Below are 15,282 nucleotides of genomic sequence, written 5' to 3' on the forward strand. Positions count from 1 at the left end.
ACCCGCGGCTGATGACCGGGCACGCGCCGGACGGGCCCGGCCTGCTGCGCAACTTCGTCGGCGGCGCGTTCGTCGACGCCGGCCCCCGGTTCACCAAGCGCAGCCCGGTCACCGGCGAACCCGTGTTCGAGGTGGTCGAGGCGTCGTCCACGGTGGTCGACGACGCGGTGGCCGCCGGCCGGGCCGCGCTGCGCGGCCCGTGGGGCCGGATGGGGGAGCGGGAGCGCGCCGAGGTGCTGCGCCGGGTCGCCGACGAGCTGGAACGCCGCTTCGACGACCTGGTCGCGGCCGAGGTCGCCGACACCGGCAAGGCCATCTCGCAGGCCCGCACGCTGGACATCCCGCGCGGCGCGGCCAACTTCCGGGCGTTCGCCGAGATCGTGGCGACCGCGCCGACCGAGTCGTTCACCACGGTCACCCCGACCGGCGGCCGGGCGCTCAACTACGCGGTCCGCAAGCCGGTCGGCGTGGTCGCGGTCATCGTGCCGTGGAACCTGCCGCTGCTGCTGCTCACCTGGAAGGTCGCCCCGGCCCTGGCCTGCGGCAACGCGGTGGTGGTCAAGCCCAGCGAGGAGACCCCGGCGTCGGCCACGCTGCTGGCCGAGGTGATGGCCGCGGCCGGTGTGCCGGACGGCGTGTTCAACCTGGTGCACGGGTTCGGGCCCGGCTCGGCCGGCGAGCACCTGACCCGGCACCCGGGCGTGGACGCGATCACGTTCACCGGCGAGTCGGCCACCGGCAGCGCCATCATGCGCGCCGCCGCCGACGGGGTGAAGGCGGTCAGCTTCGAGCTGGGCGGCAAGAACGCCGGCCTGGTCTTCGCCGACGCCGACCTGGACGCGGCGGTCGCCGGCTCGGTGCGGTCCAGCTTCACCAACGGCGGCCAGGTCTGCCTCTGCACCGAGCGGATCTACGTGCAGCGGCCGGTGTTCGAGGAGTTCACCGCGCGGCTGGCGAAGCGCGCCGACGAGCTGGCGTACGGCTGGCCGGCGGACGAGGCGACGGCGAACATGCCGCTGATCTCGCACGCGCACCGGGACAAGGTGCTCGGCCACTACGCGCTGGCCCGCACCGAGGGCGCCGAGGTGCGCGCCGGGGGCGGCACGCCGCGCTTCGGCGACGCCCGCGACGGCGGCGCGTACGTGCAGCCGACGGTGCTCACCGGGCTCGGGGCGGACGCCCGCACCAACCGCGAGGAGATCTTCGGCCCGGTGGTGCACGTGGCGCCGTTCGACGACGAGGACGAGGCGTACGCGCTGGCCAACGGCACCGACTACGGCCTGGCGGCGACCGTGTGGACCCGGGACGTGGGCCGGGCGCACCGGGCCGGGGTGCGACTGGACGCCGGCATCGTCTGGGTCAACACCTGGTTCCTGCGTGACCTGCGCACCCCGTTCGGCGGGGTGAAGGCGTCCGGGGTGGGCCGCGAGGGCGGCGTGCACTCGCTGGCCTTCTACTCGGAGTTGACGAACGTCTGCGTGGACCTGACATGAACGGGCGAGGAGCCGACATGACCGTGGACATCGAGGCCGCCAACCGGGAGCTGGCGGTGGCCCGGCAGGAGGGGAAACCCTGCCCGCCGCTGCGCGGCCGGCTGCTGCCGGAGGGCGACGTCGAGGCCGCGTACCAGGCGCAGCAGGTCTACACCCGGCAGCGCCTGGGCAAGGGGCACCGCCGGGTCGGCGCGAAGATCGGCCTGACCTCCCGGACCGTGCAGGAGAGCTTCGGCGTCTTCCAGCCCGACTTCGGGGTGCTCTTCGACGACATGGCCGTCGGCGACGGCGAGGAGGTGTCGATCGGCCGGCTGCTCCAGCCCCGGGTGGAGGCGGAGATCGCCTTCGTGCTCGGCGCGGACCTGCCGGATGAGCGGGTCACCACGGTCGACCTGATCCGGGCGGTGGACCACGTGCTGCCGGCCATCGAGATCGTCGACTCGCGGATCGCCGACTGGGACATCTCCATCGTGGACACCGTGGCGGACAACGCGTCCAGCGGGTTGTTCGTGCTCGGCACCGCGCCGCGCCGGCTCGCCGACGTGGACCTGCGGCTGTGCGGGATGGTGCTGGAGCACGCCGGGGAGCCGGTCTCGGTGGGCGCGGGCGCGGCCTGCCTCGGCAACCCGCTGCACGCGCTGCGCTGGCTGGCCGGCACCATGGCCCGCGCCGGTGACCCGCTGAAGGCCGGTGACGTGGTGCTGTCCGGCGCGCTCGGCCCGATGGTGCCGGTCACGCCGGGCGCCGCGTACGAGGCGCGGATCTCCGGGCTCGGCTCGGTGCGGACCTGCTTCTCGAAGGAGACCTCATGACTGTCGGGGTGGCGGTGCTCGGGTCGGGCAACATCGGCACCGACCTGATGATCAAGGTGCTGCGCCTGAGCACCGAACTGCGGATGGTGGCGATGGCCGGCATCGACTCGGCCTCCGACGGCCTGGCCCGAGCCCGCCGGCTCGGCGTGGCCACCACCGCCGAGGGCGTCGACGGCCTGGTCGCGATGGACGAGTTCGCCGACGTCGAGCTGGTCTTCGACGCCACCTCGGCCGGCGCGCACCGCCACCACGACGAGGTGCTGCGCGCGCACGGCCGGACCGTGGTCGACCTGACCCCGGCCGCGATCGGCCCGTACGTGGTGCCGCCGGTCAACCTGGACGAGCACCTGCACGAGCCGAACGTCAACATGGTCACCTGCGGCGGGCAGGCCACCGTGCCGATCGTGCACGCGGTCGGCCGGGTCACCCCGGTCGCGTACGGGGAGATCGTCGCCTCGATCGCCTCGAAGTCGGCGGGACCGGGCACCCGGGCCAACATCGACGAGTTCACCGAGACCACCGCGCGGGCCATCGAGGTGGTCGGCGGCGCCGAACGCGGCAAGGCCATCATCGTGCTGAACCCGGCCGACCCGCCGCTGCTCATGCGGGACACCGTCTACTGCCTCTGCCCGGACGCCGACGCGGACCGGGTGGAGATCGCCGACTCGGTGGCCGACATGGTGCGGGCCGTGCAGGAGTACGTGCCCGGCTACCGGCTCAAGCAGGAGGTGCAGTTCGACCCGGTGGACACGTACGCGCCGGTGCTCGGCCGGCACGTCACCGGCCTTCAGGTGTCGGTCTTCCTGGAGGTCTCCGGCGCCGGGCACTACCTGCCCGCGTACGCCGGGAACCTGGACATCATGACGTCGGCCGCGCTGCGCACCGCCGAGCGGCTGGTGGCCCTGCGGGAGGTGGCCGCGCGATGACCGACCTCTACATCCAGGACGTGACGCTGCGCGACGGCATGCACGCCATCGCCCACCGCTACACCGTCGACCAGGTCCGGACCGTCGCCGCCGCGTTGGACGCGGCCGGGGTGGCGGCCATCGAGGTGGCGCACGGTGACGGGCTGGCCGGCTCCAGCGTCAACTACGGCCACGGCGCGGCCTCGGACGCGGAGTGGATCTCGGCCGCCGCCGAGGTGCTGACGAACGCCCGGCTCACCACGCTGCTGCTACCCGGCATCGGCACGATCGCCGACCTGAAGGCGGCGAAGGCGCTCGGCGTGACCAGCGTGCGGATCGCCACCCACTGCACCGAGGCGGACATCTCCGCCCAGCACATCGCCTGGGCCCGGGAGAACGACATGGACGTCTCCGGGTTCCTGATGATGTCGCACCTCAACGACCCGGCCGGGCTGGCCGCCCAGGCCCGGCTGATGGAGTCGTACGGCGCGCACTGCGTCTACGTCACCGACTCCGGCGGACGGCTGCTGATGTCCGACGTGGCGCAGCGCGTCGACGCGTACCGGCAGGTGCTGGCGCCGGAGACGCAGATCGGCATCCACGCGCACCACAACCTGTCGCTGGGTGTGGCGAACAGCGTGCTGGCGGTCGAGCACGGCCGGATCCTCGGCGACGGCCCGCTCGGCTCGCCGTCCGGGCGCACCGTGCGGGTGGACGCGTCGCTGGCCGGAATGGGCGCGGGCGCCGGCAACGCCCCGCTGGAGGTCTTCGTCGCGGTCGCCGAGCTGCACGGCTGGAAGCACGGCTGCGACGTGTTCGCGCTGATGGACGCCGCCGACGACCTGGTCCGCCCGTTGCAGGACCGGCCGGTGCAGGTCGACCGGGAGACGCTCTCCCTGGGGTACGCGGGCGTCTACTCCAGCTTCCTGCGCCACGCCGAGCGGGCCTCGGCGAAGTACGGGGTGGACGTCCGTTCCATCCTGGTCGAGCTGGGCCGCCGCCGGATGGTCGGTGGTCAGGAGGACATGATCGTGGACGTGGCACTGGACCTGGCCGGCAAGGAGCAGACCTCATGATCGGTCCGGACGTCGCGGGGATCGCGGAGAAGCTGGGCGCGGCGGCGGACTCCGCCACCGCGATTCCGCAGCTCGCCGCCGAGACCGGCCTCGACGTGGACACCGCGTACGCGGTGCAGGAGGCGCTGGTGCGGCGCCGCCTCGACCGCGGCGAGCGGCTGGTCGGGTTGAAGATGGGGCTGACCAGCAAGGCCAAGATGGCCCAGGTCGGCGTGGACGAGGTGATCTGGGGCCGGCTCACCGACGTGATGCGGGTGCCCGACGGCGGGACGGTCGACACCGCCGACTTCATCCACCCCCGGGTCGAGCCGGAGGTGGCGTTCCTGCTGGACCGGCTGCCCGACCCGGGCGAGCCGGTCGGCTCGTTCACCCGCGCGGTCCGCGCGGTCGCCCCGGCGATCGAGCTGATCGACTCCCGGTACGCGAACTTCACCTTCTCCCTGCCGGACGTGGTCGCGGACAACACCTCGGCCGCCGCGTTCGCGATCGGGCCCTGGTCGCCGGTGCCGGACGGGTTGGACAATCTGGGCGTGCTGCTGGAGATCGACGGGCGGGTGGCGCAGGTCGGCTCGACCGCGGCGATCCTCGGCGACCCGCGCCGCGCGCTCGACGAGGGCCTGCGGCTGGCCGGCCGGCACGGCGTCCGGCTGCGCAGGGGCTGGGTCTTCCTGGCCGGCGCGGCCACCGCCGCGGTGCCGCTGCGCCCGGGCGCGCACGTGCGCGCCACCGTGGAGAAGCTGGGTTCCGCCTCGCTGAAGGCAATCCCGTGAGCGCGAGGAGTGAGCCGGTTTTGCGAGCCCCGCAGTCGCGAACGAAAAGCGGCCCAGCGACCGGCCGGGTCGTCGCCGGGAAGGCCGTGCCGCGCGGGGCGTTCCCGCACGTCAAGGTGGCCGGCGGGTTCGTCTTCGTCTCCGGTACGTCGGCACGCCGGCCGGACAACACGTTCGCCGGTGTGTCGGTGGACGAGTTCGGCACCACCGACCTGGACGTCCGGGAGCAGACCCGGGCGGTGATCGGGAACATCCGGGACCTGCTGCGCTCGGTCGGCGCCGACCTGGCCGACCTGGTGCAGGTCACCAGCTACCTGGTCAACATGAACGACTTCGGTGGCTACAACGAGGTGTGGGCGGAGTTCTTCGACGCCACCGGTCCGACCCGGACCACGGTGGCCGTGCACCAGCTTCCGCACCCGCACCTGCTGATCGAGATGCAGGCCGTCGCCCTACTGCCGTCGGGAGGTCCGTCATGAGTGAGATCGCCGAGCCGTTCAGCTTCACCGGCTGGATCGGGGAGAACCAGCACCTGCTCAAGCCGCCGGTGGGCAACAAGGAGATGCTGCCCGGCAGCGACGACTTCATCGTCATGGTGGTGGGCGGGCCGAACCAGCGCACCGACTTCCACGTCGACCCGTACGAGGAGTTCTTCTACCAGGTCAAGGGCAACATGCACGTCAACCTGATGACGCCCGAGGGTCCGCGTACGGTGCACGTGCGCGAGGGGCAGATGTGGATGCTGCCGCGCAACACCCCGCACTCGCCGCAGCGTCCGGAGGCCGGCTCGATCGGCATGGTGATCGAGCGGGTCCGCGATGAGGGCACGCTGGAGAAGTTCCAGTGGTACTGCGCCGAGTGCAGCCACAAGGTGCACGAGGTCGAGTTGCAGGTGCGTGACATCGCCGCCGACCTGCCCCCGGTCTTCGCCGCGTTCTACGCCGACGAGAAGGCCCGCACCTGCGACAACTGCGGCGCGCTGCACCCGGGCAAGGGCTGATGCCGCTGCCGGTGGTGGACGTGCACACGCACGTCGTACCGAAGGGGTGGCCGGACCTCGCCGCGGCCTGCGGCGGGTCCGGCTGGCCGTGGCTGCGGGTGGACTCCGAGCGCGCCGCCATGATCATGGTGGGGGAGACGGAGTTCCGGCCGGTCGGGGCGCCGTGCTGGGACGCGCCCACCCGGCTCGCCGACATGGCCGCCGACGGCGTCGACGTGCAGGTGGTGTCGCCCACCCCGGTCTTCTTCGGCTACGACCGCCCGGCCGACCAGGCGGTCAAGGTGGCCCGGATCTTCAACGACCTGACCCTGGAGGTCACCGCCGCCGGCGGTGACCGGCTGGTGCCGTTCTGCCAGGTGCCGTTGCAGGACGCCGACCTGGCCTGCGCCGAGCTGGACCGCTGCCTCGCCGCCGGGCACGCCGGGGTGGAGATCGGCAACCACGTCGGCGACCGGGACCTCGACGACGCCGGCATCGTGGCGTTCCTGACCCACTGCGCCGAGGTCGGCGCGCCGGTCTTCGTGCACCCGTGGGACATGCCCGGCGGGCCCCGGCTGAACCGGTGGATGGCCCGCTGGCTGACCGGGATGCCGGCCGAGACGCACCTGTCGGTGCTGGCGCTGATCCTCGGCGGCGTCTTCGACCGGGTGCCGGAGACGCTGCGGATCTGCTTCGCCCACGGTGGCGGCAGCTTCCCGTTCTGGCTGGGCCGCGCCGACAACGCCTGGCACCGCCGCGGCGACCTGGTACGCGGTGCGTCCGGCGCGCCGCCCAGCTCCTACGTCGACCGGTTCAGCGTCGACTCGGTGGTGTTCGAACCGGCCGCCTTGCGGCTGCTGGTGGACACCATGGGCGCCGATCGGGTGCTGCTCGGCAGCGACTACCCGTATCCGCTGGGGGAGCGGCCGGTCGGGCAGGTGGTGCACCGCTCCGACTTCCTCACCGACGCGCAGCGGGCCGCGCTGCTCGGCGGCAACGCCCTGCGCTTCCTCGGCCGAGTCGATATATAAAGAACCTCGGGGCGTATACAATCGCTTCGTGAAGACTGTCATCGACCTGGACGACGAACTGCTCGAGCGCGCCCGGCGTGAACTCGGCACCAAGAGCAAGAAGGACACGATCCACGCGGCGTTGCGGCTGGTCGCCGAGCGCGGCGAGCGGATGGAGGCGATCCGGGAACTGCTGTCGATCGACCGCGACTGGACGGGCATCGTCGACGACGACAAGATGCCCGACAGCGAGAAGAACGCGGCGTGACGACTGCCGGCCTCTATCTCATCGACACCTCGGCATGGGCTCGGCTTCGGCTGCCCGTCGTGGCCAAGAGGGTGAGCGCCGTCCTGGAGGAAGGACTGGCGGCGACATGTCTCCCGCTCGACCTGGAGGACGGTCGCAGCGCGCGGGACTTTCGTGACGCGATGGCCATCCGCGCCCGTCGCGCCCAGCTCATGGTCGAGCTTCCGGTGACCACGGCCGTCTCCACTCGCGCCCGGGACCTGCAACTGGCACTCACCGCGCGGGGGTATCACCGGGCCGCGAGCCCGGTCGACCTCACGGTCGCGGCGGTCGCGGCCGAACACTCCGCGACCGTCCTTCACTACGACCGCGACTTCGATCTGCTGGCCGACGTCGGCGGCCCGCGATCGGAGTGGGTGGCCCCGCCCGGCACCCTCTCCTGAACGCATCGCTCCGGGTGCGTCCGTTGTCGCCGGGGCGACGACGGACGCACCCGACCATGCGTAGGGCCGGGTCAGGAGTGCGGGCAGGTGTCCCGGTACTCCTCGATGGCGCTGCCCCGGGGCGCCGGGCAGAGGAACTGCTCGTAGCGGGTGTCGTCGTCGACGAACCGCTTGAGCCAGGAGATGCTGTACTTCGCGACCGTCACGTTCGGCGAGGTCGGCGCGGAGTGGCTCGCCGCGTTCAACTCCAGGTACGCCTTGTCCAGGGTGGCCGGCAGGCTGGTGTAGAACGGCTCGGAGTGCGACGACACCGGCGCGACCGTGTCGTTCTCGGCGCCGATGACGAGCGTCGGCACGCGTACCGACGACCAGTTCTTCACGGTGTGCCAGCCGGTCAGCGGGATCGCCGCCTGGAGCGAGGGCCGGGCGTTCGCCGCCGAGAGGCTGCCGCCGCCGCCCATCGAGTGTCCCATCACGGCGAGCCGGTTCCGGTCCACCCGGGCGCGCACCGTGCTGGTGGTGGCCAGGTAGTCCACGGCGGCCAGGAGTTGGGTGCCGCGGCTGGCCGGCTGGTCGTAGACGGACAGCGTGTCGATGGTGATGACCACGAAGCCCTGGGAGGCCAGGCGTGGTCCGAGCCAGGCGACGGAGGACTGGCTGGCGGTGAAGCCGGGGGAGACGGCGACCGCGCCGAAGGTGCCCTCGGCGGTGCTGGTCGGGTAGTAGATCGTGCCGCCCCGGAAACCGCTCACGCTCGACGCGGCGACGGTGGTCTGCGCGATGGCGAACGGCCCGCGGGTGGCCTCGATGCTGGCGGTCGTGGGCGCGGGGCCCCGCTCGTAGGGGTTGGCGGCCAGCGTCGTGGCCGGGGCGCCGTCGCGGGCCCCGGCCGGTGCCGCGGGCAGGGCGGCGAGACCGGCGGCGGTCAGCGCCAGGGCGAGCAGCGGGCGGAGGATCCGCGGAAGACGGCGGGTCGGGGGTGGGGTGCTCTGCGGGTCGGGTACGGGTTGCACGGCGCGCTCCCTGGGGTGGTGGTTGCGGCGACATCGACTTAGGTCGATCGATACGGCCATCGTCCGCGTCCGCGCCCCGGCCCGGCAATCCCGATCCGGTCATGCCAGCCGGGTATGGGCCCCGGCCGTGTCGCCCGGCCGTCCCGCCGCCGAACGGGCAGGATGGTGGCATGGCCGAGCCGCACGACCTGACCGCGCTGGAGCAGGCCGCCGCGATCCGCCGGGGCGAGCTGTCCAGCGTGGAGCTGGTCGAGCACCACCTGCGCCGGGTCGACGCGCTCGGCGACACGGTCGGCGCGTTCGTCACCGTCACCGCCGAGCGCGCCCGGGCCGCCGCCCGCGCCGCCGACGCCGCCCCGGCCGACACGCGCGGGCCGCTGCACGGGGTGCCCACCGCGATCAAGGACCTCACGCTGACCGCCGGCGTGCGCACCACGTTCGGCTCGGCCGCCTTCGCCGACTTCGTGCCGCCGGTCGACGCCGACGTGGTCCGCTTCCTGGGCGACGCCGGCCTGGTCAGCCTCGGCAAGACCACCACCTCCGAGCTGGGCTGCTCGCTCTACTCCGAGGGGCGGGTCGCGCCGCCGGCCCGCAACCCGTGGGACCTGGCGTACACCGCGGGTGGCTCCAGCGGCGGCGCGGCCGCCGCGGTCGCCGCCGGCCTGGCGCCGGTGGCGCAGGGCTCCGACGGCGGCGGCTCACTGCGCATCCCGGCCGCGCTCTGCGGCCTGGTCGGGCACAAACCGAGCCGGGGGCTGGTCTCCGGCGGGCCGCTCGGCTTCGGCGCGTTCGGGCTGCCCACCAACGGGCCGATCGGCCGCACCGTCGCCGACGTGGCCGCGCTGCTCGACGTGCTGGCCCGGCCGGTGCCCGGCGAGCCCTACCTGCCGCCGGCCGCGCCCGCCGGCGGCTACCTCGGCGCGGCCCGCGCCGCCGACCCCGGCCGGCTGCGGATCGGCCGCTTCACCGCCGGGATGCTCGCCGACGAGCCGGTCCACCCCGACTGCGTGGCCGCCGTCGACCGGGCCGCCGCGCTGCTCGCCGACGCCGGGCACGAGGTGGTCGAGGTTCCCGCGCCACTCGGCCCGGAGGCCTGGCCGATGTTCGAGACCGTCTGGTACGCGCTCGCGCTCGCCCCGGTGCCGGCCGGCCGGGAGGGCGAGCTGCTGCCGCTGACCCGGTTCCTGCGCGAACGCGGCGAGGCGGTCGGCGCGTCCCGGCTGATGGCCGCGCTCGGCGAGCTGCAGGTGCAGGTACGCCACGGCGTACGCCGTACCGCCGGCTGTGACCTGCTGCTCTGCCCCACGCTGTCCGCACCGCAGGCGCCGGTCGGCGCGTTCGCCGCGCTCGACCCGGCGGAGGACTTCGACAGGCAGCGGCGCTTCTCGCCCTACTGCGCGGTCTTCAACGTCACCGGCGATCCGTCCGTTTCGCTGCCGGTCGGCCGGACCGCCGAGGGCCTGCCGGTCGGGGTGCTGCTCACCGGCCGGTACGGCGACGACGCGACATTGACCGCCACTGCCGCGCAACTGGAGCACTGGTGTGGCGGATGGGATCAGCACCCCGCAATCTGGCGGGCCGTCGACTCCGCTAACGTGAACATCACAAGCGAGGTCGGGCGCGGCCCGTCGTGACCGTCCACCCGACCCGGAACATTCCTGGTCTCTTTCCGCCTGGGGGCGTTGGGATTGTCTGTTACCGAGACGTTGGTGTTCTTCGTCGGCATCCCGGCCGCCGCGGTGCTGGTGATCGCCGGTCTGGCGGCCGCCGGCAGCCGTGGCAGCGGTGGCGGCGCCAAGCGCTACCGGCCGGGGCGGCCCTTCGACTTCACTCCGGTCTGGTTCCTGGGCCGTCCGGAGCAGCTGGCCGACTCGGCCGGCACCGCGCTGACCGCCGGGGCGCAGGCGCCGGCGCTGACCAGCCGCAAGCAGGAGCAGGCCGGCCGGGAGGCACCGGCCAGTGGAACCGGAGGCGCAAGTGACCGTTGGTGAAGCGCGGCCCACGACCGGGACGGGCACCCCGCCCGACGTGCTGGACGGGCCGTTCTCGACCCGGCAACTGCTCCGCATCGACGAGGCGCTGCGCCTCGCCGACCAGGGGACCGGCCTGGTCTTCTCGGTCTACGTCGGCGGCCTCGACGAGCCGATCCGGGAACACGCCGAGCGGCTGCACCGGCAGCTCGCCGACCCGGACCGCTCGGTGCTGATCGCGGTGTCGCCCAACCAGCGTCAGCTGGAGATCGTCACCGGCAAGTACGCGCGCAAGCGCATCCCCGACACGTACACCAAGCTGGCCGCGCTCTCCATGGTGGCCTCCTTCGGCGGCGGCGACCTGGCCGGCGGCGTCATCCAGGGCCTCGACCAGCTCGCCAGCCACGCCGGCAAGGGCTGACCGCCCGCAGCCACGACGAAGCCCGGCCCGCGTACCGCGTGGGCCGGGCTTTCTCGTCGTGTCAGCGGGGCCAGGCGGAGGGGTCGAGCCGCATCGGCCAAGGCTCGTCGATGTGCACCGGATCGTCGGGGCCGAGAGTCCCGACCAGGTCGTAGTGCACGCCCTTGACCAATTGATAGCGGTAGACGACCGGGCCGAAGTCCCCCTGCTCGACCCGCCAGTAGTGCAGGATGCCGGCCTCGGCATAGAGCGCGGGCTTGGTGAACCGGTCATGTCGCCGGCTGTTGGGCGACTCCACCTCGATGACCAGGGCAACGTTGGCCGGTTCTGCCCACATCTGTTTCCGAGGTGCATCCGACTTGAGAACGGTGATGTCCGGGATCAAGTTGCCCTCGGGCACTCGTACTCCGATCTCGCGAATCACCCGCCACCCCTCTGGGGCGACTTGGCGCAGGGCCATCCGGATGTCGTCCGCGAGTTCGTGGTGCTCCGGCAGGGCCGGCGGGGTCACGTGCAGGCTCCCGTCGATGATCTCGTAGCGGTTCCCGTCTTCCGGGAGGTCGGACAGGTCCTCCTCCTGCCACGGCCGCTGACGCGGATGCCACTCGTGGGTCGGCTGTGCCATCACGTCCACCTCCTCCGTACACGATAAACGGCCGGGGCCGGCGCGGGCTGCGCCCACGCCGGCCCCGGCCGTCGTGCCCCTGCTCAGGCGCTGCGGGTGTCCCGCTCGCGGGCCTTCAGCGCGCGGACCACGCCGTCGCGGCCCTCCGCCACCAGGCGGCGCAGCGACGCCGGCTGGCCGTCGCGGGCCAGCCACGCGTCGGTGGCCGCCACCGTGTCCTCGTCGACCAGGTACGACGGGTAGGCGAGCTGCACGAACTCCTGCGCCGGCTCGCTGTCGCGCTGCGCCCAGACCTGGTCCACGGTGGCGAAGTAGCGCTCCCGGTAGGGGGCGGTCAGCTCCGCCTGCGCCGGGTGGGTGAGACCCTGCAGCAGCGCCCGGTTGCGCCAGTTCGGCAGCGGGTCCGGGCCGGTGAGCTGCGCCCACACCGACGCCTTGTTCGCCTCGGTCGGCACCAGGGCGTACGCGTAGGCGGCCTCCCGCTCGCCGCTGGCGGTGCGGTCGCCGGCCAGCTCGGCGTCCACCTCGGCGGTCCCGGCCGCGCCGTTCGCGACCAGCGACTGGAGCACGGTCCAGCGCAGCTCGGTGTCGACGGTCAGCCCGTCCGGCACCCCGCTGCCGTCCAGCCAGCCGCGCAGCGTCGCCAGGTCCTCGCTGGAGCGGGCCGAGGAGGCGTACGCGCGGGCCCAGGCGAGCTGGAAACCGCTGCCCGGCTCCGCCGCGGCGAGCGCGGTCCGCGCGGTGCGGGCCAGGTCCGCCCAGCCGGTCGGCGCCCACGCCGGGTCGGCGTAGAAGGTGAGCGCGGTGGTCGCCTGACGCAGCGTGGCGGTCACCAGGTTGATGTCCGTCTCGGCGGTCAGCCCGGCCAGCACCAGCGCCACGTAGTCGCGGGCGGCCAGCTCGGCGTCCCGGGTCATGTCCCAGGCGGCCGTCCAGCACAGCGCCCGGGCCAGCGACGAGTCGAACCCGGAGATGTGCTGCACCACCGTCGACATGGACCGCTCGTCCAGCCGCAGCTTGGTGTAGGTGAGGTCCTCGTCGTTGAGCAGCAGCACGTCGGCGGCCGGCTTGCCGTGCAGCGCGGACAGCTCGGTCAGCTCGCCGGTCACGTCCACCTCGACCAGCTCGCGGCGGGCCAGCCGGCCGTCGGCCAGGTCGTAGAGGCCCACCCCGATCCGGTGCGTGCGCAGCGTCGGGTGCCCGGCCGGCGCCTCCTGCCGGACCACCACCCGCTCGTACGTGCCGTCGGCCCCGACGGTCACCTCCGGGCGCAGCGTGTTGACCTGCGCGGTCTCCAGCCACTGGGCGGCGAACTTGCGCAGCTCCCGGCCGGACGCCGCCTCCAGCTCGGACAGCAGGTCGTCGAAGGTGGCGTTGCCCCACGCGTGCTTGCCGAAGTAGGCACGCAGACCGGCCAGGAACGGCTCCTCGCCCACGTACGCGACGAGCTGCTTGAGCACGCTGGCGCCCTTGGCGTACGTGATGCCGTCGAAGTTGACCTCGACGGCCTCCAGGTCCGGCATCTCGCAGTAGACCGGGTGGGTGGAGGAGAGCTGGTCCTGCCGGTAGCCCCAGTTCTTCCGGATGGACAGGAACGTGGTCCAGGCGTCGGTGAAGCGGGTGGCGTGGGTGTTGCACCAGTGGCTGGCCCACTCGGCGAACGACTCGTTCAGCCACAGGTCGTTCCACCAGCGCATGGTGACCAGGTCACCGAACCACATGTGCGCCAGCTCGTGCAGGATCGTGTTGGCGCGCTGCTCGTACTCGAAGTCGGTGACCTGCGAGCGGAAGATGTAGTGCGACTCGGCGTGCGTGACGCAGCCGAAGTTCTCCATCGCGCCGGCGTTGAAGTCCGGCACCCAGAGCTGGTCGTACTTGGGCAGCGGGTAGCGCACGCCGAACTTCTCCTGGAAGAAGTCGAAGCCCTGCGTGGTGATCAGGTGCAGGTCGTCGGCGTCCATGTGCGGGGCCATGCTGGCCCGGCAGAAGTAGCCCATGTCGATGCCGTCGTGGGTGTGCCGCACCTCGTGGTACGGCCCGGCGCAGAGCGCGGTGATGTAGGTGCTCATCCGCTCGGACACGGTGAAGTGCAGCGTCTTCATGCCCTCGCCGGCGGCCTCCTCGCGGGCCACCGGCATGTTCGACACGACCTTCCAGTGGTCCGGGACGGTGGCGTGCCAGGTGTAGACGCTCTTCAGGTCGGGCTGGTCGAAGCAGGCGAAGACCTTCTGCGCGTCGGCCGTCTCGAACTGGCTGTAGAGGTAGGTCTCGCCGTCGACCGGGTCGACGGTGCGGTGCAGGCCCTGCCCGCTGTTCGAGTACGCGAAGTCGGCGTCGACCACGAGCACGTTCTCGGCGGCCAGGCCGGTCAGCGTGAGGCCCTTCTCGGCGGACCAGTCGGACAGGTCGACCGGGTCGCCGTTGAGGGTGGCCGAGCGCACCGAGTCGGCGGCCGTCTCGATGAAGGTGGTCGCCCCCGGCTCGGTGCAGCGGAACCGGACCTCGGTCACCGAGCGGAACGTGCGACCGGTCGCTTGCACGGCGGTCGACAGGTCAAGGCTGATGTCGTACCCGGTCACCTCGAGCAGGCGGGCCCGCTCGGTCGCCTCGACCTGGGTCAGGTTGCGCACTCCCGGCACTGTTCGTCTCCATCCCACTCGTCTCGCCGCGCCCCGCGGCACCGGTTCCGGCCCGGACCGCTCGTGACGGCCGGCGCAGGACCGAGTCTTCCATGCACGCACCGCCTTCGGTGGGCGAGGTCACGCTCTCATTCCGCTACCGGTCGACGGTGCGCGGGGTGAGGATCTGAGGATGAAGGCGCCGGGGTTCCGGCGCGGGGAAAGACGTGAAGGGACGACACCGTGACCGAACGTGTCACCGCGGACATGTGGTTCGACCCGCTGTGCCCGTGGGCGTGGATCACCTCCCGCTGGCTGCTGGAGGTCGAGCAGGTCCGGGACGTGGACATCCGGTTCCACGTGATGAGCCTGTCCGTGCTCAACGAGGGGCGGGAGCTGCCGGAGGAGTACCGGGAGCTGATGACCAAGGGCTGGGGTCCGGTGCGGGTGTGCATCGCCGTCGAGCAGGCGCACGGCGCCGAGACGCTGGCGAAGCTCTACACCGCGATGGGCACCCGGATCCACCTGGGCAAGGAGGAGCTGGGCCGGGACATGCTGGTCGGCGCGCTCACCGACGTCGGGCTGGACCCGGGGCTCGCCGACGCCGCCGAGTCCACCCAGTACGACGACGCGCTGCGGGCCAGCCACGAGGCCGGCATGCGGCCGGTCGGCACCGAGGTGGGCACGCCGGTGGTCCACGCGCCCGGCCCGGACGGGACCGGCCAGGTCGCGTTCTTCGGCCCGGTGATCACGCCGGCGCCGAAGGGCGAGGCGGCCGGCCGGCTGTGGGACGGCGTGCTGCTGGTCAGCGCCACCCCCGGCTTCTACGAGCTGAAGCGCACCCGCACCCAGCCCCCCATCTTCGACTGAGGTGTAAGGAGGGGCCCCCGCTTAACGCAT

General features: G+C 72.8%; 17 protein-coding genes. 14 read left to right on the top strand and 3 right to left on the bottom strand.

Annotation, left to right across the window (positions count from 1 at the left end):
* The first annotated feature begins 11 nt into the window (after positions 1-11).
* Genes H1D33_RS00445 through H1D33_RS00490 form a run of 10 tightly spaced genes read left to right on the top strand, consistent with a single transcriptional unit; the run spans position 12 to position 7,735 of the window.
* A complete protein-coding gene (locus tag H1D33_RS00445; RefSeq protein WP_181572520.1) occupies positions 12-1,493 on the top strand; it encodes a 2-hydroxymuconic semialdehyde dehydrogenase in 1,482 nt (493 codons plus the stop codon).
* A gap of 17 nt (positions 1,494-1,510) precedes the next feature.
* On the top strand, positions 1,511-2,305 hold the full coding sequence (locus H1D33_RS00450; protein ID WP_181569900.1) for a 2-keto-4-pentenoate hydratase: 795 nt from the start codon (positions 1,511-1,513) through the stop codon (positions 2,303-2,305).
* Positions 2,302-3,231 (top strand): acetaldehyde dehydrogenase (acetylating), encoded by a 930-nt coding sequence (locus H1D33_RS00455; protein ID WP_181569899.1) that lies wholly within the window; start codon positions 2,302-2,304, stop codon positions 3,229-3,231. The genes H1D33_RS00450 and H1D33_RS00455 overlap by 4 nt, the downstream gene beginning before the upstream one ends.
* Entirely contained in the window at positions 3,228-4,286 is a 1,059-nt protein-coding gene (gene dmpG / locus H1D33_RS00460; RefSeq protein WP_181569898.1) for a 4-hydroxy-2-oxovalerate aldolase, read from the top strand. Before H1D33_RS00455 ends, dmpG begins: the two co-directional genes overlap by 4 nt.
* On the top strand, positions 4,283-5,056 hold the full coding sequence (locus H1D33_RS00465; protein ID WP_181569897.1) for a 2-keto-4-pentenoate hydratase: 774 nt from the start codon (positions 4,283-4,285) through the stop codon (positions 5,054-5,056). The genes dmpG and H1D33_RS00465 overlap by 4 nt, the downstream gene beginning before the upstream one ends.
* A gap of 20 nt (positions 5,057-5,076) precedes the next feature.
* Positions 5,077-5,535, top strand: coding sequence for a RidA family protein (locus H1D33_RS00470; protein WP_181569896.1), 459 nt, complete (start codon positions 5,077-5,079; stop codon positions 5,533-5,535).
* Positions 5,532-6,056, top strand: coding sequence for a 3-hydroxyanthranilate 3,4-dioxygenase (locus H1D33_RS00475; protein ID WP_181569895.1), 525 nt, complete (start codon positions 5,532-5,534; stop codon positions 6,054-6,056). The genes H1D33_RS00470 and H1D33_RS00475 overlap by 4 nt, the downstream gene beginning before the upstream one ends.
* On the top strand, positions 6,056-7,066 hold the full coding sequence (locus H1D33_RS00480) for an amidohydrolase family protein (RefSeq protein ID WP_181569894.1): 1,011 nt from the start codon (positions 6,056-6,058) through the stop codon (positions 7,064-7,066). The genes H1D33_RS00475 and H1D33_RS00480 overlap by 1 nt, the downstream gene beginning before the upstream one ends.
* Before the next feature lie 28 nt (positions 7,067-7,094).
* A complete protein-coding gene (locus H1D33_RS00485; RefSeq protein WP_181569893.1) occupies positions 7,095-7,313 on the top strand; it encodes a type II toxin-antitoxin system VapB family antitoxin in 219 nt (72 codons plus the stop codon).
* Complete coding sequence (locus H1D33_RS00490; RefSeq protein WP_181569892.1) at positions 7,310-7,735, top strand: PIN domain-containing protein; 426 nt, start codon at positions 7,310-7,312, stop codon at positions 7,733-7,735. The genes H1D33_RS00485 and H1D33_RS00490 overlap by 4 nt, the downstream gene beginning before the upstream one ends.
* 71 nt (positions 7,736-7,806) lie before the next feature.
* Here H1D33_RS00490 and H1D33_RS00495 read toward each other — a convergent pair whose 3' ends face one another.
* Positions 7,807-8,748 carry a poly(ethylene terephthalate) hydrolase family protein gene (locus H1D33_RS00495; RefSeq protein ID WP_181569891.1) on the bottom strand — a complete coding sequence of 314 codons (942 nt, stop codon included), beginning with the start codon at positions 8,746-8,748 and terminating at the stop codon, positions 7,807-7,809.
* A 170-nt stretch (positions 8,749-8,918) separates the two neighbouring features.
* Here H1D33_RS00495 and H1D33_RS00500 point away from each other — a divergent pair, with 170 nt between their 5' ends.
* The 3 genes from H1D33_RS00500 to H1D33_RS00510 all read left to right on the top strand — a co-directional run bounded on the left by H1D33_RS00500 (position 8,919) and on the right by H1D33_RS00510 (position 11,139).
* Positions 8,919-10,382 (top strand): amidase, encoded by a 1,464-nt coding sequence (locus H1D33_RS00500; RefSeq protein WP_181569890.1) that lies wholly within the window; start codon positions 8,919-8,921, stop codon positions 10,380-10,382.
* Between the two features lie 75 nt (positions 10,383-10,457).
* Positions 10,458-10,739 (top strand): aa3-type cytochrome oxidase subunit CtaJ, encoded by a 282-nt coding sequence (gene ctaJ, locus H1D33_RS00505; RefSeq protein WP_479686826.1) that lies wholly within the window; start codon positions 10,458-10,460, stop codon positions 10,737-10,739.
* Positions 10,726-11,139, top strand: coding sequence for a DUF5130 family protein (locus tag H1D33_RS00510; RefSeq protein WP_181569889.1), 414 nt, complete (start codon positions 10,726-10,728; stop codon positions 11,137-11,139). Before ctaJ ends, H1D33_RS00510 begins: the two co-directional genes overlap by 14 nt.
* A 61-nt stretch (positions 11,140-11,200) precedes the next feature.
* Here the strand turns inward: H1D33_RS00510 and H1D33_RS00515 are convergent, their stop codons facing one another.
* Positions 11,201-11,764 carry a Uma2 family endonuclease gene (locus tag H1D33_RS00515; protein ID WP_181569888.1) on the bottom strand — a complete coding sequence of 188 codons (564 nt, stop codon included), beginning with the start codon at positions 11,762-11,764 and terminating at the stop codon, positions 11,201-11,203.
* Positions 11,765-11,847: 83 nt separating this feature from the next.
* Positions 11,848-14,394, bottom strand: a complete 2,547-nt coding sequence (gene pepN / locus H1D33_RS00520) for an aminopeptidase N (RefSeq protein ID WP_181569887.1) — start codon at positions 14,392-14,394, stop codon at positions 11,848-11,850.
* 231 nt (positions 14,395-14,625) lie between these two features.
* On the opposite strand from pepN, the gene H1D33_RS00525 reads away from it, so the two are divergent.
* Entirely contained in the window at positions 14,626-15,252 is a 627-nt protein-coding gene (locus H1D33_RS00525; protein ID WP_181569886.1) for a mycothiol-dependent nitroreductase Rv2466c family protein, read from the top strand.
* Positions 15,253-15,282: the final 30 nt, after the last annotated feature.

Origin of the sequence: Micromonospora ferruginea, assembly GCF_013694245.2 — a bacterium.
Taxonomy (GTDB): Bacteria; Actinomycetota; Actinomycetes; order Mycobacteriales; family Micromonosporaceae; genus Micromonospora; species Micromonospora robiginosa.